The sequence below is a fragment of the Streptomyces sp. NPDC056503 genome, from assembly GCF_042794995.1.
In the GTDB taxonomy this organism is placed as follows: Bacteria; Actinomycetota; Actinomycetes; order Streptomycetales; family Streptomycetaceae; genus Streptomyces.
Map to the genome: position 1 here is coordinate 18,213 of NZ_JBHTST010000022.1, position 16,134 is coordinate 34,346.

At 74.0% G+C, this 16,134-nt stretch carries 12 protein-coding genes and 1 pseudogene; 6 read left to right on the forward strand and 7 right to left on the reverse strand.

All coding sequences use genetic code 11. The features are described 5' to 3' along the window. Positions 1 to 568 precede the first annotated feature (568 nt). From ACFQ8C_RS09430 to ACFQ8C_RS09440, 3 genes are all read left to right on the forward strand, one after another. A complete protein-coding gene (locus ACFQ8C_RS09430; protein WP_383453973.1) occupies positions 569 to 1,024 on the forward strand; it encodes an SRPBCC family protein in 456 nt (151 codons plus the stop codon). Between the two features lie 241 nt (positions 1,025 to 1,265). Continuing rightward, a complete protein-coding gene (locus ACFQ8C_RS09435; RefSeq protein WP_383453975.1) occupies positions 1,266 to 1,805 on the forward strand; it encodes an ArsR/SmtB family transcription factor in 540 nt (179 codons plus the stop codon). Then, positions 1,802 to 3,097: an MFS transporter gene (locus ACFQ8C_RS09440; protein ID WP_383453977.1), complete on the forward strand. Its 1,296-nt coding sequence runs from the start codon at positions 1,802 to 1,804 to the stop codon at positions 3,095 to 3,097. The genes ACFQ8C_RS09435 and ACFQ8C_RS09440 overlap by 4 nt, the downstream gene beginning before the upstream one ends. 109 nt (positions 3,098 to 3,206) lie before the next feature. Here ACFQ8C_RS09440 and ACFQ8C_RS09445 read toward each other — a convergent pair whose 3' ends face one another. Further along, positions 3,207 to 4,007: a hypothetical protein gene (locus tag ACFQ8C_RS09445; protein WP_383453980.1), complete on the reverse strand. Its 801-nt coding sequence runs from the start codon at positions 4,005 to 4,007 to the stop codon at positions 3,207 to 3,209. Between the two features lie 439 nt (positions 4,008 to 4,446). Between ACFQ8C_RS09445 and ACFQ8C_RS09450 the strand changes: the two genes are divergently transcribed. Together ACFQ8C_RS09450 and ACFQ8C_RS09455 are read left to right on the forward strand one after the other, a co-directional pair. Continuing rightward, the gene (locus ACFQ8C_RS09450; RefSeq protein ID WP_383453982.1) at positions 4,447 to 4,794 is read left to right on the forward strand and encodes a hypothetical protein; all 348 of its coding nucleotides are present in this window, start codon (positions 4,447 to 4,449) and stop codon (positions 4,792 to 4,794) included. Positions 4,795 to 4,992: 198 nt separating this feature from the next. After that, a complete protein-coding gene (locus ACFQ8C_RS09455) occupies positions 4,993 to 6,180 on the forward strand; it encodes a substrate-binding domain-containing protein (protein WP_383453983.1) in 1,188 nt (395 codons plus the stop codon). A 342-nt stretch (positions 6,181 to 6,522) separates the two neighbouring features. On the opposite strand, the gene ACFQ8C_RS09460 is transcribed toward ACFQ8C_RS09455, so the two are convergent. Beyond that, positions 6,523 to 6,996: an AbfB domain-containing protein gene (locus tag ACFQ8C_RS09460; RefSeq protein WP_383454096.1), complete on the reverse strand. Its 474-nt coding sequence runs from the start codon at positions 6,994 to 6,996 to the stop codon at positions 6,523 to 6,525. A 21-nt stretch (positions 6,997 to 7,017) separates the two neighbouring features. Further along, positions 7,018 to 9,363 (reverse strand): annotated as a pseudogene (locus ACFQ8C_RS09465) (AbfB domain-containing protein); the annotation flags it as partial. 334 nt (positions 9,364 to 9,697) lie between these two features. Here ACFQ8C_RS09465 and ACFQ8C_RS09470 point away from each other — a divergent pair. Further along, complete coding sequence (locus ACFQ8C_RS09470; protein ID WP_383453985.1) at positions 9,698 to 10,780, forward strand: glycoside hydrolase family 43 protein; 1,083 nt, start codon at positions 9,698 to 9,700, stop codon at positions 10,778 to 10,780. A 37-nt stretch (positions 10,781 to 10,817) separates the two neighbouring features. Here ACFQ8C_RS09470 and ACFQ8C_RS09475 read toward each other — a convergent pair whose 3' ends face one another. Genes ACFQ8C_RS09475 through ACFQ8C_RS09490 form a run of 4 tightly spaced genes read right to left on the reverse strand, consistent with a single transcriptional unit; the run spans position 10,818 to position 16,117 of the window. Continuing rightward, on the reverse strand, positions 10,818 to 12,290 hold the full coding sequence (locus ACFQ8C_RS09475; RefSeq protein ID WP_383453986.1) for an insulinase family protein: 1,473 nt from the start codon (positions 12,288 to 12,290) through the stop codon (positions 10,818 to 10,820). After that, positions 12,287 to 13,636, reverse strand: a complete 1,350-nt coding sequence (locus ACFQ8C_RS09480) for a M16 family metallopeptidase (RefSeq protein WP_383453988.1) — start codon at positions 13,634 to 13,636, stop codon at positions 12,287 to 12,289. Before ACFQ8C_RS09480 ends, ACFQ8C_RS09475 begins: the two co-directional genes overlap by 4 nt. Before the next feature lie 2 nt (positions 13,637 to 13,638). Then, on the reverse strand, positions 13,639 to 14,214 hold the full coding sequence (locus ACFQ8C_RS09485) for a DUF5825 family protein (protein WP_383453990.1): 576 nt from the start codon (positions 14,212 to 14,214) through the stop codon (positions 13,639 to 13,641). After that, on the reverse strand, positions 14,207 to 16,117 hold the full coding sequence (locus ACFQ8C_RS09490; RefSeq protein WP_383453992.1) for a RiPP maturation radical SAM C-methyltransferase: 1,911 nt from the start codon (positions 16,115 to 16,117) through the stop codon (positions 14,207 to 14,209). Before ACFQ8C_RS09490 ends, ACFQ8C_RS09485 begins: the two co-directional genes overlap by 8 nt. Positions 16,118 to 16,134: the final 17 nt, after the last annotated feature.

Here is a 16,134-nt window from a genome sequence, read left to right on the forward strand (position 1 = left end):
CGGCCCGGACGAGAGCCTGGCCGCGGCACGCCGGGCGGCGGGGGAAGCGCTTCGGCGCGGTTCCTCGGCACCTGGACGCCGCCCGCCGCCTACGGCTGCGCGGCCGTGGTGGATCCGGGAATCGGCGAGGAGCCGGGGGCCGGCGCGCGCGTCGGACTCGAAGAGCCGCCGTCCCCGTGACGCACGCGGTATCCGGGCGCCGACGTCACGACGAAGGCCGTCGTGGGCTCGGCCGCGTACCGGACGACCGAGGCGTCACGGGAGGCGGGACTCGTCGTCGTGGGACGCCGCACCCGCCGGCTTCCGGGCGGCCCGCACCTCGGCCGCGTGGCCCCGAGGCCATCCCCCGGCACTCGGTGACCAGGCGCGTTCAACCGCTCCGTTCACGGCCCGTACCGCGTCGGCCCGTACCGCCGCTCCCGGCTCCCGGCCCCTGACGACCTGCGCCGACGGGCCGGGCCGCGGGGCCCGCCGCCGGCGTCCTCCGGCGCGCATGCGGAGCGGCCCCCGTGCGGTTAGCGTCGTCGGAGGTCCGATCGGACCGTCGGAACACAGGAGGACGGTCGCAGTGTCCCGGAATCGCCGCTTGATCCTCAGCCCTCCCTCGACGGTGTGGGACCTGCTGTCCGACGGCCACCGGTACGGGGAATGGGTCTCGGGCACGCAGCAGGTGCTCACCGTCGACCCCCACTGGCCCGAGGTGGGCGCCCGGTTGCGGGTCCGGGTCGGCGTGGGGCCGCTGACCCTGGACGACTCGTGCGTCGTCCGCGTCTGCGAGCCCGGGCACCGGCTGGAGCTGGAGGCCAAGGCCGATCCCTTCGGCGCGGCCCGCATCGCGATGAACCTGGTCCCCTGGGGGGAGCACACGCTCTTCCTCCTCGAATGGCACCCGCTGCGGGGTCCCGGCACCCGCATGCACGGGCTCCCGGTCGACTACCTCGTCTCCATCCGCAACGGCATGATGCTGACGAAGCTCGCCCGGATCGCCGTCGACGAACAGCGCGCCGCCGCGCGCCCCGTCTGATCCGGAGGACATCCGGCGGCGCCCTGCACCGGAGACTCGCCGGCAGCGGGCGGCGCCTTCGCCGAGGAGCTCGCCGGCCGCCTCCGTCCCGACGAACGGTCCGGGGTGCTCGTCGTGGTCGGCGGGCCAGGGCCGGAGTTCCCGCTCGTTCCCCACCACCCCGCCCACGCGCGGCACCGCGCCGGAAGTCCGCGCGCAATCCCCCTTGCATAATGGTCAAGAAACGTTGACCATTACTCGCATGCCTACCGATGATCTTCCCGAGACGTTTCACGTCACCACGGACGAGCAGCTACGCGCCGTCGCCAACCTCACGCGCCACCGGATCATGGGCGTGCTCCGCTTCGAGCCGGCGACGATCACGCAGATCGCCGAACGGGTGGGGCTCGCGAAGGGAAGTTCCAGCTACCACGTGCGGCTGCTGGAGCGGGCCGGCCTGGTGAAGGTGGTCCGGACGCGGAAGGTGCGGGGGGTGACCGAGCGGTACTACGCGATGGCCGCGCGGTCGATCGTGCTGCCGGATTCGGGCGAAGGAGGCCCGGACGTGCTGATGCGCCATGCGGTGGCGGACCTGGAGGCGTCGTCGGCGGAGGACGAGCGGCACGTACGGATGGCGCATCTGCGGCTCACCGAGGAGCAGTTCGCGCAGCTGGGGGCGCGGCTGGACGCGCTGGCGGACGAGTACCGGGAGCTGTCCGACCCGTCGCTGCCGGACGCGTCACTCGTCTTCGCGCTGTTCCACCCGGCGTCGCGCAAGCAGGTCGAGGAGGGCACCAAGTGACTTCGGACATACGGAAGTTGCCGACCGGCTTCGGGCGGCTGTGGACCGCGCAGACCTTGTCCTCGCTCGGTGACGGGGTGACGCATGCCGCGCTGCCGCTGATCGCGTTGACGCTGACGCGGGATCCGATGGCACTCGCCGTCGTCGCGGCCGCGGGGACGCTGCCGTGGCTGCTCTTCGGGGTGCTCGGCGGTGCGCTGGTGGATCGCTGGGACCGTCGGCGCACGATGTGGGTCGCGGACGCGGCGCGTGCGGCGCTGCTCGCGATACCGGCGGTGGCGGCCGCGCTCGACGTGCTGAGCGTTCCGCTGCTCGCGGCCGTCGCCTTCCTGCTCGGCCTCGGTGGGCTCTTCTTCGACACGGCCGCTACGGCCTATCTGCCGGATCTGCTCGGCCGCGACCCCGCGCTCCTGGAACGCGCCAACTCCCGGTTGCGCGGGGCCCAGACCGCCATGTCCGGTTTCGCGGGGCCGCCCGCGGGCAGCGCGCTGCTCGCGCTCGGGCGGGCGGTCCCCCTGCTCGCCGACGCGGTCTCGTTCCTGCTCTCCGCGCTGCTCGTGCGTACGCTGCCCGCCCTGCCCCGTCCCGTGCCGGAGGCCCGTGAGTCGCTGCTGCGGCAGGCGCGGGCCGGGGCCTCGTACGTCTTCCGGGACCGGTTGCTGCTCGGGCTGGCGCTCCGCCCGGCGATCGGGAACATCGCCTTCCTCGCCGTGGAGACCGTCCTCGCCCTCTTCGCCCACGACCGCCTGGGCATCGGCGCCTTCGGCTTCGGCCTGCTCCTCACGGCGGAGGCCACCGGCGGTCTGCTCGGTGCGGGCATCGCCTCCTTCCTCGGCCGACGACTCGGCACCGGCACCGCGCTGACCTGCACGGCCGCCGTCGAAGGGCTTGCCATCCTGGGACTGGCCACGGCCCCGAACCCGTACGTGGCCGGGCTCGCGCTCGCCGTCTGCGGGGCCGGCATGGGCGCCACGATGGTGCTCGCGCCCTCCCTCCGACAGGCGATCGTCCCCGCCCACCTGATGGGCCGGGTCGCCTCCACCTCCCGCATGCTGGCCATGTGCGCCGCCCCCGTGGGAGCCTTCCTCGGCGGCTGGCTCGCCACCGCCTACGACATCCGCACCCCGCTCTACGCCGCCGCCGGCCTCCTCCTGACGATGACGGCCGTGACGGCGACCATGACCAGCAACCGCCGGGTCGAGGCGGCGCTGCGTGCCGCCGCCCCGGCCGACGGCCCGGATCACCCGGCGTCCGGGGATCCCGCCCGGGAGAAGGCATCCGACGTGGTGTGACGCCCTGCCCCGGAGGCGTCCCGGACGGTCAGGTCGTCGGCGGGGAGGGTGCAGGTGATGCGCCGGTGGGCCCCGGCGGCCAGGGCGACTCCCGGTCGTCCTCGTGGGATCAGTCGCGGTCGAGCCGCGGCAGCGACGCGCAGAGACGCGCGGGCAACTCCGGCAGGACCCGGTGGATGCCCGCGCACCCCGCGTCGCCGTTCATGGCGACCGGCCGCCAGCCCGAGGTCCCGGCCCGGTAGAACCAGCGGTGGGAGACACCGGAGGAGCAGCCGGCGTCGGCCTCACCGCACACCGGCCCCATCCGGGTCGACAGGTCCAGCACCAGCCACGTGTCGTCGCAGCCGCGTTCTTCCCAGCTCGTGTGGTCGGGGATGTCCGTGTCGTCGACGGCCTGCCGGTACGAGGACGGGGTGCACCGCGGGGGCGTGGGGTCGCAGCCGTTCTCACCGCACTTCCGCAGGGCGGGCGGGGTGGCACCGGCGGGGGTGTACACGTCCCGGCTGTTCACCATGACCCTGCGGGAGCCCAGGGGCTCGCCCAGCTTCACCGTCGCTTCGACCCGCTGTGTCCCGGTGCAGCCGGATTCCCGGTCCAGGGAAGGGGACTCGAACGTGACCCGCACGTACGCCGTGCCGTTCTCGACCGTCTCCAGCTCACCGCGCAGGCCGCGCACGCAGTCGCGTGCGCCGTCGGGCACCTCGGCGGCGACCACCAGAGACCGGCCGCCGTCGGCGGTACGGACGCCGTCGATGCGGATCGGAGCGGCGAGCGTCCAGGCCGTGGCCGTGGCCGTGGCCGTGGCCGAGCCTGTCGCCTCCGTCGCGGTCCCGACGGTATCGGAGGTACCGGCGGTCTCCGCGGTCCTGGAGCCGCAGCCGGCCAGGATCGCCAGAACCGCACCGAGCACGACCGTCCGTATGCCCCGCTGCCCCATTGCCGCGCCCCCGTTCGCCGAAGATCGACAGCCTAGCGCGCCCCCGGGTGCCCCTTGCGATCTCCTTCCGGGCAGGGCCGACCGGTAAAGAGTGACGATCGGACCGCGAGGTCAAAGGACCGTTTCCCCTGGTGAACCTTGTCCCCCACAGGAGGGACGAACCGCGCATCAAGGCACGTCGGCGCGCCCGGGGCCACTATCCCTGTCGTTCGTGATCAGGAACCCGGACCTGGCGAAGGTCGGCTTCGACCACCTGGCCCGCTCACCGAGGCGTGGCACTCGGGCGCCTCCGCCTGGACCACGTGTGCCGTACGCCGTGCGGCCTACGCCGACGACCGCGCCTCACCGGCCGGTTCGGTCGCCGTCATCGTCCGGACCGACCGCAGCCGCCCCACCACCGAAGGAGACCTCCATGCCCAGCATCCCCCGCACCCTCGCTGCCGCGCTCATGAGCGGCGCCCTCACCGCCGGGCTGTTCGTCGTCGCCTCACCGGCGAGCGCCGCGACCTGCCCGACCACCCGCTCGCCCCGTATCGACGGCGGCGAGGCCCACTGGAAGCTCTCCTGCCGCGACGGCGACCTGCGGATCACCGGCTGGGTGGACGACACGCGCGCCGACGCCAAGTGCGCCGTCGTACGGATCGACCCCCACGTGGGATCCCTGCGCGAGATCAAGGCCTGCGGTTCCGGCTCGCGTGAGACGTTCGACGAGACCTTCTACAGCACCGACACCGCGAACGTCACCCTCTTCCTGCGCTGAGCCCGGTAGCACGACACACTCCGGATCCGTCCGGGACCGTCCGGGACCGTCCGGCGCCTCTTCGCCCGTCCGGTCCTGGATGCGGTGTCCACTTCCGCCCGGCGGCAGGTGGCGGACATCCACATTGTCAGCTTCGAGCGGTGCCGGGGACGCTACGGGCAACTCGCCCCCCACTCCGTGCCGAGGAGCCGTTCCGCCATGCGCAGATCCGCCGTTCTCCGCCTGACCTCGGCCCTCGCGGTCGCCGGGCTCGTCACCTCCTGCTCCGGTCCCGGCTCCGCGGGCGGCGGCAGGCCGGAGGAGTACAAGGTCGCCCTCGTCAGCACCACCTCGGGCCCGTTGGCCTCCTACGGCGAGCAGTACCTGCACGGGTTCGAGGCCGGCCTCGACTACGCGACCGGCGGTACGGGCGAGATCGACGGCGTCCGGGTCGCCGTGACGCGGGACGACGACGGCGCCGACCCCGCCAAGGCGGTGTCCCTGGTGAGGAAGCGGGTCGGGGAGGGCGCGCAGATCGTCGCGGGCACCATCTCCTCGGGTGTCGCGGTGCGGGTCGCACCGCTGGCGGCCCGGAACAAGACGCTGTACATCTCCGGGCCCGCCGCCACGGACGCGGTGACGGGAGTGGACAAGTACGTCTTCCGGTCGGGGCGGCAGACCCACCAGGACGTGATGACGGCGGTGCGGATACTGGGCGCCGTCAGGGGCAGGAAGGTCGTCGTCGTCGCCCAGGACAACGCCTTCGGACGGGCGAACGCCGGCGCGGTCGAGACCATCCTCGGGGCCGAAGGGGCCGTCGTCCGGCCCGAGCTGGTCTCGCCCGCCACCACCGACTTCACGCCCACCACCGGCAAGGTGAGGTCGGCCGAACCGGACCTGGTCTACGTCGCCTGGGCCGGCAGCACCGCGACCGCGCTGTGGGACGCCCTCGACCAGGAGGGCGTGCTCGACTCCTCCACCGTGGTCACCGGCCTCGACCTGCGCGCGAGTTACCCCGTGCTCGGCAAGGCCAGGAAGAAGATCACGCTGCTCGCCCACTACGTGCCGGAGGCCACGGACAACGTCGAGGCCCGGGCGATGCGGGCCTACTTCAGGAAGAAGGGCTGGGAGGAGGACCTGTTCGTCCCCGACGGGTTCAACGCCGCCCAGATGGTGGTGAGGGCCCTGAAGGTCGGCGGTGCGAGGAGGGACACCGACGCCATGGTCAGGTCCCTGGAGGACTACGGCTTCCTCGGCGTCAAGGGTGCGATGACCGTGCGTGCCACCGACCACGCCCTTCTCCAGCCCATGTTCCAGGCGAAGTTCGGTGGCACGGGTGATCTGCCGGTGGTCGAGAAGGCGTTCTCCAACCCGCAGGTGGCGCCCGACGAGAAGCCGATCGGCTGAGACGACGGCGGACGTACGCGGGGATCCGCCGCCGGATGGGCCCGGCGGACGTGCGCGCCGTGCTCGCCCGCGTACGCTCGGCCGAGCGGGCCACCGGGGCCGCGCCTCCGGGCCTGCGGGGACCGCGACCGCACCGGCGGGCCTCCCGGAACGCGCGGCGGCCGCGGCCTGGAAGCGCTCCGCGCCGACGGCAGTACTCCGACCCGCGGGGCGACGTCCACCACCACGAGACGGCCGGTCCGGCGATCGGCTGGACCGGGCTCCGCGTCCGACGCGTACCCGCACGGTCGCTCACGGCCGGGCCCCGGGGCGCCTCGCGGCGGCCGGGGCCCGGTCGTGCGGTCAGGGTGCCCAGGGCGCCTCCAGGGACCAGCTGCTGTCGGCGGTCAGTGTCTGCGGGCGGTCGAAGCCGCCGCTGCCGGAGCCCGACGCGAGGTACACCGCGGACTCGAAGTGGCGCAGGAACGAGCCGGGGACGTTCAGCGCCTCGAAGGTGGTGCCGGTCCCGCCGAGTCCCGGGCGGGCGCACCAGGTGGCGTCCTCGCGGAAGAGGGCGGTGCCGTCGGACGGGGCGTTGCTGACCCGGCTCGCGGCGTGCCGGAGGAACCGGCCGGGGTAGTTGACCGACTCGAAGGAGTAGCAGGACGAGTCGGCGAGGCCACGCCGCACGGTGTAGGTGGCGTCCTGCTTGAGCAGGGCGCCGCTGCCCGTGTTCACGACCTCGGTCCAGGCGAGGCTGTCGGCGTGCCGCAGGTAGCGGTCGGTGTGGCCCCAGGTGGTGACCCGCAGGGACCGGCGGACGTCGGTGGGGAGCAGGACGGAGCTGCGCCAGAGGGCGGGTTCGGTCGTGTTCCAGGTGGCGTCGGCGGCGAAGGAGGTGGCGGTGTCCCAGGGGTCGGGGCCGCCGCTGCGGGCGAGGTGGACGGCGTCGGCGTAGTGGCGCAGGTAGGAGCCGGGGAAGTTCAGCGACTCGTACGAGGTGCCGCCGGCGGCGAGACCGGGGCGGGCGCACCAGGTGGCGTCGGCGGCGAAGGTGCCGCCGGTGTCGGCGTCGACGCGGGCCCGGCCGCCGGCGTGGCGGAGGTAGCGGCCCGGGAGGTTCACCGACTCGAAGGAGAGGCAGCGCGGGTCGGCGAGGCCGGGGACGGTGCGGAAGGAGGCGTCCTGGCGGGCGCCGTCGGCGGAGGCGGTGGTGAGGACGTCGGTGCGGGCGAGGGAGTCGGCGTGGCGTAGGTAGCGGGTGGCGTGGCCGGGGGTGGTGACCCGGAAGGAGCGGACGTGGCCGAGGGTGTGGCCGCGGGTGGCGTCGAGGTTGCGGGAGGCGGCGATCAGGTCGCCGTGGGCGGCGCGGAGCCGGGCGGTGTCGACCTTCTGGATCCTGCGGTCGTAGGTGAGGAGGCCGTTGTACTCGCCCTCGACGTCGGTGATCTCGGTGTAGACGTAGGCGGAGACGCCCTTGGTGGTCATGAGCCGCCGGACGTCGCGGACCATGCCGGTGTAGCGGTCGTCGAGCTGGGCTGCGCTGCCGACCTGTTCGTAGGCGAAGAACCGGCCGTCGGGGCTGTACTCGTGGCCGGGGGTGCGCAGTCCGATGCCGCCGAACTCGCCGAGGACGGAGATCCGGGTGGCGGAGGGGCGGGGGGCGTCGGGGCCGGTGTAGACGTGCCAGTCGATCATGTCGCCGGTGCCGGGGTCGCCCTTGGAGGCGCAGCAGTTGTAGCCGCTGTGGGCGTTCATGAGGCGGGCGGGGTCCTGGTTCTCCAGGGCGGTGGTGATCCGGCGGGTGTCGTCGAGGTTCCATTCGCCCCAGCCCTCGTTGAAGGGGACGTAGGCGACGACGGCCGGGGAGAAGCGGTGTTCGTCGACGATCTCGCGCGCTTCGGTCTCGAACTGCGCGGTCTGGGCGGGGGTGCGGGTGGCGTCGAAGGCCTGGGTGGAGGGGATGTCCTGCCAGACGAGGAGGCCGAGGCGGTCCGCGTGGTAGTACCAGCGGGCGGGTTCGACCTTGATGTGTTTGCGGACCATGTTGAAGCCGAGGTCCTTGTGCTTGACGAGGTCGGAGGCGAGGGCGGCGTCGGTCGGCGCGGTGTAGAGGCCGTCCGGCCAGAAGCCCTGGTCGAGGGTGCCGATCTGGAAGACGAACTCGCCGTTGAGGGTGGGCCGCAGGACTCCGTCGACGAGCTTGGTGCCGATCTCGCGCATGCCGAAGTAGCTGGTGACGGTGTCGACGGCGACGCCGGAGGCGTCGCGGAGGGTGACTCGGAGGTCGTACAGGAAGGGGTCGTCCGGCGACCAGCGGCGGGCGTTCGGGACGGGGACGGCGAATTCGGTGAGGCCGCCGGTGGCGGTGGAGACGACCTGGCCGCCGCTGAGGGCCTCGGCGCGGACGGTGTGGCCGGTGGCGGTGCCGCGGGTGAAGACCTTCACGCGGGCGGTGCCGGCGGCGAGGTCGGGGCGGATGTCGACGGAGTAGACCGAGGTGGCGGGGGTGGGCTCCAGCCAGACGGTCTGCCAGATGCCGCTGGTGGGCGTGTAGAAGATGCCGCTGGGGTGGGTGGTCTGCTTGCCGACGGGCTGCTTCTCGCCGCGGGCGTCGGTGGGGTCGTAGACGCGGACGACGATCTCGTTGGCGGCCCCGGCGCGCAGCTGCGGGGTGATGTCGACCTCGAAGCGGTCGTAGCCGCCCTTGTGGCTGGTGACGCGGGTGCCGTTGACCCAGACGGTGGACTCGAAGTCGACCGCGCCGAAGTGGAGTTGGACGCGGCGGCCGTTCCAGTCCGGTGGGACGGTGAAGGTGCGGCGGTAGAACATCAGGTCGCGGTCGTCGTTGCGCATGATGCCGGAGAGCGCGGACTCGACGGGGTACGGGACGAGGATGCGCTCGGGCAGGGTCCGGCCGAGCGGGGGCGCGGCCTCGCGGTCGACGTTGCCGGCGCCGTCGGTGGGCGGGTTGAGGAACTCCCACTCCCCGTTCAGGGACATCCAGTCGGGCCGCGTCATCTGGGGGCGCGGGTACTCGGGCAGGGGGTCGGTCGTGGACACCTGGCCGGTCCACGGGGTGGTGAGGGGCGGCGTCTTGGGGACGACGGCGGCGTCGGCGGCGACGCCGGTGCCGGTGCCGGCGAGGACGAGGCCTCCGGCCGTCATCAGCAGGGCCGCGAGAAAGGCGACGATGCGTCGCATCGAACTCCTCCTGGGCAGGACGGCGCGCGGAGTCCCCCGCGCGCCGGGCGGTGGGCCGGCGACGTCGGGAGGTCCGTGCGGAGTTGGCGAGCGGCTCGTGCGGGGGGGGGGGGGGGGCGAGTGCCCCGAACCTCGGCGAACCGAGGTGCCGGGGAACCTAACACGGAACAGACATCAACGGAATCCCTCCAGGAAGTCCATGGAATCAAACATTTACTGTCATGCATGCCGGACGAACCCGTCCGCACGCATTGACATGCCCATTTCACATCGCGATGCTTCCTTCAGGGATTACATCGTTGTACACCGCGCCGATCCGCTCACGGGAGCAACCATGAAGCGTGCCCGACGGTGGCCCGGGGCGCCCGTCGCCCTGGTCCTGACCCTGCTCCTCACCCTGCTCACCGCCGCGGTCGCGACCACGGCGGCCACCCCCGCCGCCGCGGAGCAGACACCGCTGCGGGCCGCCGACCCCAGCGTGCTCAGGGTCGGCTCCACGTACGTCGCCGTCCAGTCCGCCGGCGGCTCGATCGTCGTCCGCCAGGCCACCGACACCGCCGGACTCGCCACCGCGCCGGCCCGCACGGTGTGGACCGACACCGGAGGGCTGGGCGAGGTCTGGGCCCCCGAGATCGTCCGCGACGGCGGACGCTACTACGTCTACTTCGCCGCCGGGAAGGGAGCCGCGCACCGCATGTACGTCATCAGCTCGTCCGCCCCCGACAGCGGCTACACCGCCGCCACCCGGCTCGCCCTGCCCGACGACAAGTGGGCCATCGACGGCACCCTGTTCACCTTCGGGGGGCAGCGCTGGTTCGTCTGGTCCGGCTGGGCCGGCGACACCGACGTCGAACAGAACCTCTACATCGCCCGGATGAGCGGCCCCACCACCCCCACCGGCGCCCGGTACGTCATCTCCCAGCCGCGCGAGAGCTGGGAGCGGGTGGTCGGCAACCCGTACATCAACGAGGGCCCCGAACCGATCAAGGACCCCGGCGGGCAGCTGCACGTCGTCTACTCCGCCAACGGCAGCTGGAGCGACCGCTACTGCCTGGCGGACCTGCGGCTGCGGGCCGGCGGCGACCCCACGTACGTATGGGACTGGTACAAGTCCAACGGCTGCCTCTTCGGCTCGCACCGCGACACCATGATGGCCGGCTGGGACCCCACGCTGTACGTCGACGGCCCCGGCCACCACACCTTCGTGCTGCTCGACGGGGACATCGCCACCAGCCCGCCGGCCGGCCCGAGGTTCCCCCTGATGTTCCACGCCGTACGCAAGGGCACCCCGTACGCGTGGGAGAACCGCTACTGGCACACCGGCACCTTCTGCTGGTGGGGCGGCACGACCTACCGCCGCGCCAACGTCCCCGGGCCGACCTCCGACACCGGGTGGAGCCTGAAGTTCTTCGAGTAGCGCCGGGCGCGGACCCGGCGCCGACACCGACGCCCCGTCAGCGCACCGGCTCCCCGGCCTCCTGGAGGTCGGGGCCCCGCGTCGGCCCCCGTACCCCTGCCGCCGGGCGACGGACGCACGCCGCTGCCCGGCGGGCGTAGGCGGCGAGAGCGTCCGTGGCGGGGCGGTGCCGCGCGGCGTCCGCCAGGGCCGCCACCACGGCGTCCGCGTCGACGGTGGCGCCGTCGACGACCACGGCCGTTCGCTCGGGTCCCATCAGTCGCGCGGCGGCCCGCCGGAAGTCGTCCGGGGTGGGTTCCGCGGACCGGCGGCCCGCGAACGGGTCTCCCCCGGACGGCCGTTCGCCGGTCGGCGTCGCCCGCGCGGCGCGGGCCGCCGCCACGGCCGCGGGGCTGCCCCAACCGGCGCCGTCCCAGCGGTGGGCCCGGACCGCGTCGCGGAGGTCCTCCTCGCCCGGCGCGCGGGCCGCCAGGCCGAGGACGACGTCCAGCGCCTCGACCGCGGCGCGGGGCGCGTGCTCGGCGGGGACCTCGAAACGCAGGCGCAGCGCGGACCGCGGCCCCTCGTGGACGAGGTCGGCGTGCACCGCGTACGCCAGTCCCGACGATGCGCGCAGGGTGCGGGTGAGCAGGGAGGCGGGGGTGGCGGTGAGGAGGAGGCCGGCGAGGCCGAGCCAAGCGAGGTCGACCGCGCCGTCCGGCGCCCTCACCCCGATCATCACCACGCAGGGAGAGCCGGCGGAACCGCGGCGCACGGTAAGGGCCTCGGGCGGCCCGACCTCCTCCGGCGGACGCGCCCGGCCACCCGGGGCGGCGGACGCGGGACGAGCGGCGCGGAGCGGAGCCGGGGCGGAGCGGACGACGGACCGCAGGTCGACCCGGGAGAGGTCGGCGGCGACCACGAGGTCGCGGGGGGCGTTCCGAACGCGCCGGTGGAAAGAGAGCACGGTCTCGGCCTCGGAGGCGTCGGTCGCCTCCGTCGCGCCGTCCCGCGTGCGGTGGTCCCCGTCCCGGGGGAAGAGCGCGGCGTCCAGGAGCGCGCCGGGCGGGTCGCCGTGGGTCCGGCGGACAGCGGTACGGGCCCGGAGCCGCCGGCCCACCAGGGCGTCGACCTCGTCGGCGGTGGGGGCGAACGCCTCGACGGTCCGGGTCAGCAGGGCGAGCGCGTCCGCGAGCAGTTCCGGTGTCGAACGGAGCACGATCCCCACCGCGTGCCGGTCCACGTCCACGGTGAGGATCGTGCCGAGGTCCTCCAAACCGTCCTCGACGCTCACTCCCCCGCACCAGCCGCCGCCGCGCCGGAGCAGCAGCGCCCAGAGGCGGGCGACGGCTTCCGGGACCGGCGGGTCGTCCGTCGTGCGGAGGTGCAGCACGAGGTGGGCGACGGCGGTCAGCCTGCCCGGCAGGTGCACGGGGAGCAGCCGGGTCCGGAGCCGCACCGGCGCGGGCGGGAGCTCGGCGGGGCGCGCGGGCGGGGACGCGGCGCGGATCGTGGACGGAGAATCGGTCACGCGGCTGCCTCCGGCGCGTTCCGGGCGGCGGTGGGGTCGTAGACGAGGTACGTCGCTCCGGGCAGGGACGTACGGGCGGCGCGCACCACCTCCTCCTCGGTGACGCGGGCGATCTCCTCGGCGGACGCGTACGCCTGCGACGGGTCGCCGCGGAGGCTCGCGTGCGCGGCGAACGACTCCGCGCGCGCGGCCGGGTCGTCGAGTTCTTCGAGCCGCTCCCTGAGGACCAGTCGCACGGCCCGCGCCAGTTCGCCGGGGGCGAGCCCGTCGGCGACCGACGCGAGGACCTCGCGCACGCCCGCGAGGAGTCGCGGCCCGGAGGTCCCCGGGGTGGCGATGACCGATCCGAAGATCACGGAGCCGCCGTGTTCGAGGTTCCAGGGTGCCGTCAGTTCCGTGGCGGGGCGGGCGACGCGGGCGTCGCGCACGGCCCGGCGGAAGAGCCGGCTGCCCCTGCCCCTGCCGAGCACGGCCGCGAGGACGGACGCGGCGGCGTGCTCCCTCGTCCCGTACGGGGCGGTGTGCGCGAGCACGTACAGCTGGGCCGGGATCCCGGGCGGGCAGACCGCCCACCGCGTCCCGCCCGTGCCGACGGCGGAGCCGGGGGGCGCGACGCCGGGGCGGTCCGCGCGGGCGGCTCCGTCCGGGGCGGTGCCCGGCGCCGAGGGCGTGGCAGGTCCTCGGTCCAGGGCGCCGAGGGTCGCGGTGGCCGCGTCGAGGACCGTCTCGCCCGGCAGGTCGCCGACGACGACGAGGGTGGCCCGCTCGGGCCGGTAGTGCTCGCGGTGGAAGGCCGCCACCCGTGCGGGCGTCAGCCGGGCGAGCGCGGCCGTGTCGCCCATCGAGACGTGCCGGTAGGGGTGACGGGGCGCGAACGCCTCCGCGAACAGGCGGCCCGGTGCCTCGGCGAGGGCGCCCCTGGCGCGCTCCTCCTCCTCGCGCACGACCAGTGCCAGGTGCCGGGCGAGGGCGCTCTCGTCGAGCGCCGCTGGCAGGTGCGCCATCCGGTCCGCCTCCATCGCGAGGGCCCGGGGCAGCAGGGCGGGCGGCACCGTCATGAAGAAGGCCGTGCGGTCCTGGCCGGTCGTGGCGTTGACTCCGCGCGCGCCGCCGCCCTGGAGCTCGCCGAGGAAGTCCGGGTGGCGGGGCGTCCCCTCGAACATGAGGTGTTCGAGGAAGTGCGCGACCCCGTGCAGCCCCGGCGGCTCGTGCCGGGACCCGACGTCGTAGCGCAGGTGGACGTGGAGTCCGCCGAGGATCCGGTCCTCCTGGGCGACGACGGTCATGCCGTTCGCCAGCCTGGTGGAGAGCAGGCGCCCGTGGGGGGCGTCGTGGGAAGTCCCCACGCTCAGGACCTCGCGTAGGCGAAGCGCACCGGCAGGGCGAGGCAGAGTTCCGCGTCCGGCCCGCCCAGCCGGAGGACGAGGTGGCGGGCCTCCAGCTCGGCGAGGTGGCGCCGGTCCGAGGGGCGGGGGGCGGTGGGGGCCGCGTACCGGCGCAGGAGTTGCCCGTAGGGCAGGTCGGGGACGACGGAACGGCGGGGCGCGGCGGGGTCGCGCACGTCCTCGACCGTGACGAAGTCCGGCCCTCGGCGCACGGTCAGGAGCGGGCCCGGCGGGACCGCCCAGAGCGGCACGCCGTTCTCCCGCGGCGGGTCGAGATGGCGGAGCGGACCTGTCGGCACGCCGTCGAGTACGCCCTCCCAGTAGACGCGGAGTCCGACGCCCGCCGCTTCCACGAGCAGGTGGAGGAAGCGGGCGGTGGCCGCCGGTTCGTCCGCGGCGAGCCGTACGGGGCGCTCGACCAGCAGGCCGCGCATGCCCTGCCGGGCCCGGGCGGCGAGCGCGTCCCGGTCGTGCTCCTCGTCGGGGTCGTGGCGTGCGAGGAGGGTGGAACGGCGGGGGGCGGAGATGCGCTCACTCATGGGCGAGTCCTGTCGGCAGGGCCACGTACCGTCCTCCTTCGCGGAACAGCCAGCGTCTCTCCCGCCATTCCTCCAGCACCTCCGTCACCTGCTCCTCGGTCGTGCGGTGGCCGCGTGCGGTCACCTCCCGCAGGACGCCCGCGGGCGAGCGTCCCTTCCAGGTGGCCAGGAGGATCGCGACGAGCAGGGGGTCGGTGACGCGGTCCTCCGTCGGCGCGGTGGTCCGCTCGTCCACGACCCGGAGCGCGTCGCCCTCGGCGACCGCCACCAGGCGCCGGCCCTGGTGGTTGGCGCGCCACGTGTCGACGGCGGCCCGCAGGCGCTCGGCGGCGGACTCGTCGAGCCCGGCGGGTCTGCTCTCGAAGACGTAGCTGATGTGGGCGACCTCCTCCGCCGGGAGCCGGTAGACCTTCTTGAGGAGGCCGGAGGGGCCCAGGTTCTCCAGGCCGAGCGAGGGGTCGTCGAAGAAGGGGCTGAAGCGGGTCAGGACCGCCCGGTAGACGCCCTCGGGCGGGGTGAGGTGCCACAGTCCGGGCATCTGCTCGATGATCTCGTCGTAGTCGGCCTCGGTCTCTCCGGGGAAGCCGTAGAGGAGGTTCCAGCCGGGGAAGACGGCCACGGTCCGGCAGTCGCGGAGCAGGCGGACGTTCTGCCAGCCCGTCACGCCCTTGCGCATGAGGTCGAGCACGTGGGTGCTGAGGCTCTCGATGCCGGGCTGGACCTGCGCGACGCCGGCGTCGGCGAGGACCTTCAGCTGCCGCATCCCGAGGTTGGACTTGATCTCGAAGAAGAGGCGCAGGTCCCAGGGCTGTTCCGCGAGCCGGGGCAGCAGCTCGCGGAGGTACCCCATGTCCATGATGTTGTCGGCGAAGACGACGTCGAGCATCCGGTGGCGCCGGACGGCGTTCTCCATCTCCTCCAGGACGCGGTCGGACGACTTGGCCCGGAACGCCATGAGGGAGCCGTTCAGGCCGCAGAAGGTGCAGTGGTGCTTCTCGCCCCACCAGCAGCCGCGTCCGCCCTCGATCTGGATCTTGGGTTCGACGTCGTCGACGGACCGGGCGGCCCGGAAGGTGTCGAAGTAGCCGCTGAGGTCGGCCTCGGGGATGGCGTCCACCGGGACGACCGAACGGGGCTGGCGGTTGACCGTGGTCCCGCCGTCGGCGTCCCGCCAGCACAGGCCGGGCACGGCGGAGAGCTCCGGCGCGGGCGGACGGAGGCCGGGGCGGGTCGCGGACAGCAGACGCAGCAGGGCGGGGAACACGATCTCGCCCTCGCCCCGGACCACGTAGTCCAGGCAGTCGAAGTTGCGGTGCAGGGCGGACCCCTGCACGTCGTCGCAGTTGGCCCCGCCCATCACGGTGACCACGTCGGGGGCGCGTTCCTTGAGGGCGCGGGCCAGCGCGAGGCTCGGCATGTTCTGGTCGAAGGTGCTGGTCATGCCGACGACGTCGTAGCCGCCCGCGACCAGTTCGTCGGCGAGCCCCTCGACGAAGCCGGCGCTCAGGCGGTACATCTCCGCGGCGGCTTCGAGGTCGGCTCCGCCCGCGGTCGCCGCCGTGTGGAAGGGGGATCCGACCGGCTCCTCGAAGCCGTACAGGGCGGGCGAGAAGACCCATTCGCCGGTGGCGACGTAGTACCCGTCGACGATGCGCCGGTAGTCGGCGCTGCCGATCCGGCCTCCCGTGCGCTCGTGGACGTGGTCGGCCCACCGGATGTTGGCGTAGACGGTGTCGACGGCCTCGACGACGTCCAGGCCGCGGGCGACCGGGGCGAGGGTGCTGATCGCCATCGACGGCATGTCGAGGGAGGCCCACGGCATGCACACCAGGGCGATCCGGAGCGTGCGCAGCGGCGCCGACGGGGGGACGGGTGGAAGGCCAAGGAACTCAGCCGTGGTCATGGTGGTCGCCGGTCCCT

Excerpts from the sequence above, each read along its gene's own strand:
- ACFQ8C_RS09455 (WP_383453983.1), top strand. The coding sequence starts at position 4,993 with ATGCGCAGATCCGCCGTTCTCCGCCTGACCTCGGCCCTCGCGGTCGCC.
- ACFQ8C_RS09485 (WP_383453990.1), bottom strand. The coding sequence starts at position 14,214 with ATGAGTGAGCGCATCTCCGCCCCCCGCCGTTCCACCCTCCTCGCACGC.
- ACFQ8C_RS09470 (WP_383453985.1), top strand. The coding sequence starts at position 9,698 with ATGAAGCGTGCCCGACGGTGGCCCGGGGCGCCCGTCGCCCTGGTCCTG.
- ACFQ8C_RS09435 (WP_383453975.1), top strand. The coding sequence starts at position 1,266 with ATGCCTACCGATGATCTTCCCGAGACGTTTCACGTCACCACGGACGAG.
- ACFQ8C_RS09490 (WP_383453992.1), bottom strand. The coding sequence starts at position 16,117 with ATGACCACGGCTGAGTTCCTTGGCCTTCCACCCGTCCCCCCGTCGGCG.
- ACFQ8C_RS09450 (WP_383453982.1), top strand. The coding sequence starts at position 4,447 with ATGCCCAGCATCCCCCGCACCCTCGCTGCCGCGCTCATGAGCGGCGCC.